Source organism: Synergistaceae bacterium (genome assembly GCA_021372895.1).
Lineage (GTDB): Bacteria > Synergistota > Synergistia > Synergistales > Synergistaceae > JAJFTP01.
In genome coordinates, this window is record JAJFTP010000079.1 from 1 (window position 1) to 2,430 (window position 2,430).

Sequence of the window (2,430 nt, forward strand, 5' to 3'; positions counted from 1 at the left end):
ATCGGAATACGGCAAGGCCGTAAAAGAGGACACAAAGAAAATCGTAGCATCTGAGAAGAAGAAGATCTTCGACGGCAAGTGGGATGTCTTCTACGGGCCGATAAAGGGACAGGACGGCAAGATAATGGTCCCTGCAGGCAAACATCTGAGCGACGGAGATATGCTCAGCATGAGCTGGTTTGTTGAGGGTGTCGATGGTACTATCCCAAAATAAATGCACAAGACCGAGCCTTAAGTCTCTGTCATAACAAAACAATTCAAATGCTGATATATTATATAATGTGCGGGATATGATTCAAAATCGAAAAAAGATTCTTCATTGCTTTTGATTTTTGGGAAGGGGGTGCGGCGATGGCGTGATTTAACTTAACCGGGTTCGGGGCTCGAACCATCTCCATGTCTTCACCTTCTTTCGGGATTGAGGTAAGCAGCTCGGAATAGGTGGCGTTAGCGCATATCTCAGGCATAACTTCCCATAATTTCAAAGTTTTGAAGGAGGTCAATTATGAATCGTCTTTTGATGTCAAAAAACGGCCCGGCAATTGCCGGGATTATTTTTGGAATAATCGCGGCTTTTCTTGTAAAATTCGGCAACCCGGGAAACATGGGCTTCTGCGTCGCATGTTTCACCCGCGATATCTCCGGTGCTCTCGGTCTTCACCGCACTGCCGTTGTACAATATCTGCGCCCGGAGATCCCTGGATTTATTCTGGGCGCCTTTGTTTCCGCACTCCTGTTCAAAGAGTACCGGCCCCGCGGAGGATCTTCGCCGATGATCCGCTTTGGGTTAGGATTCTTTGCCATGATCGGTGCACTGGTATTTCTTGGATGCCCATGGCGTGCATATCTCCGCCTCGCCGGTGGGGATTTTAATGCTCTTGCGGGCATAGCGGGGCTGGCGGTTGGGATAGCAGTGGGTGTAGCACTGCTCTATCGTGGCTTCAGCCTCGGTGCGGCACACTCAAATCCCAAAATTGCGGGACTCATGATGCCGCTCATGGCAATTTCTATACTTGCGCTGCTTTATCTCCGCCCATTGTTCGGTGCCGAAGGAACGGGCCCGATATTTTTCTCAGAGAAGGGCCCTGGCTCGATGCATGCCCCTGTGATGATCTCTCTCGCGGCAGGGCTTATAGTAGGCTGGCTCGCTCAGCGCAGCCGTTTCTGCACTGTAGGTGCGCTCCGCGACTTAATAATGCTGAAAGATACATACCTATTCAAGGGGATAGCCGCTTTCACAATAACGGCTTTTGTCACAAACCTGGCACTTGGACAGTTTAAGCCTGGATTTGAAGGCCAGCCTGTAGCGCACACTATGCAGCTCTGGAACTTCCTCGGCATGGTCCTGTCCGGCCTTGCTTTTACTTTGGCCGGCGGCTGTCCGGGACGTATGCTCATCATGTCAGGCGAAGGCGACGCAGACGCCGGTATATTTGTTATTGGCATGGTTTTTGGGGCGGCATTTGCGCATAATTTCAGCCTTGCCAGTTCTGGTGCAGGTGTCGGAGCCTTCGGTATACCAGCTACGATCATCGGCTTGATTTTCTGCGCGGCAGTCGGTGGACTGTTTCTTAACAGGATAGACTAGGAGGTTGACATTATGGAAACCAAAACAGTGGATGCCCGCGGGCTCTCATGCCCGCAGCCTGTCGTAGAGACTAAAAGAGTCCTTGATAAGATGAACGGCGGCAGGATAGAAGTTCTTGTGGACACAGTCACTTCACGGGAAAATGTCCTGCGCTTCGGCGCCAATGCCGGATGGAAAGGTTCCTTCAAAGAAGCAGGTGAAGGATTTCAAGTAATACTTGAGAAGTAGAAAAACATTAAAATAAACGGCTGGATTTCAAGGAGGATTTAGTCTGCATCAACCCTTCTCCAAAGATACCGGCTCAAAATAAATTTCATGATATGGCCCTGCCGAGCGCGGCTGGTGGGACAAAAGCCATAACAAAATTTCTGCTCAGCGAATGTCCCGACATTACATAGCCTGGTTTCTGCCATCAGAGCCTCTGAGCGCAGAGATCAGGCGCTTTGTTATTCTTTTGCTTTTCTTAACAAATCAACAGTAGATACCTGATGATGCAGACTTACAGGATACAGTCACGTAAAGCCTTATATGCTGCATATACCACCATATGATTTTTCTAAATTTTTTGAGTCTGTTATTTTTTACACAAAACAACAGCAAGCATGTACTATATATATGGAAGACATTAAAAACCCCCACGGGAGGACGATTTATTATGAATTTAAGCGAAGTTGCTGAAATGATCAATGCCGACATTCTTTCCGGCTCTGAAAAACTGGAAGAGATAATTATTCCCCATGCCTATGCATGCGATCTTATGAGCGATGTCCTTGCCTTCTGTTCACCCGGCGCCCTGCTTCTGACAGGACTTACAAATGTGCAGATAATCAGAACGGCGCAAA

4 protein-coding genes are annotated in these 2,430 nt (G+C 48.4%); all 4 read left to right on the top strand.

From position 1 onward, the window contains the following. The coding region (locus tag LLF78_07360; protein MCE5202312.1) for a BMP family ABC transporter substrate-binding protein at nt 1-214 on the top strand (214 nt) is incomplete at its 5' end. Between the two features lie 291 nt (nt 215-505). Then, the gene (locus LLF78_07365) at nt 506-1,588 is read left to right on the top strand and encodes a YedE-related selenium metabolism membrane protein (GenBank protein ID MCE5202313.1); all 1,083 of its coding nucleotides are present in this window, start codon (nt 506-508) and stop codon (nt 1,586-1,588) included. A gap of 12 nt (nt 1,589-1,600) precedes the next feature. Beyond that, a complete protein-coding gene (locus LLF78_07370; protein ID MCE5202314.1) occupies nt 1,601-1,816 on the top strand; it encodes a sulfurtransferase TusA family protein in 216 nt (71 codons plus the stop codon). A 427-nt stretch (nt 1,817-2,243) separates the two neighbouring features. Beyond that, nucleotides 2,244-2,430: transcriptional regulator (locus LLF78_07375; GenBank protein ID MCE5202315.1), on the top strand; the 187-nt coding region annotated here is incomplete at its 3' end.

What these genes read in the sequence shown, in the direction of transcription:
- LLF78_07365 (MCE5202313.1), top strand. Translation starts at nt 506, where the DNA reads ATGAATCGTCTTTTGATGTCAAAAAACGGCCCGGCAATTGCCGGGATT.
- LLF78_07370 (MCE5202314.1), top strand. Translation starts at nt 1,601, where the DNA reads ATGGAAACCAAAACAGTGGATGCCCGCGGGCTCTCATGCCCGCAGCCT.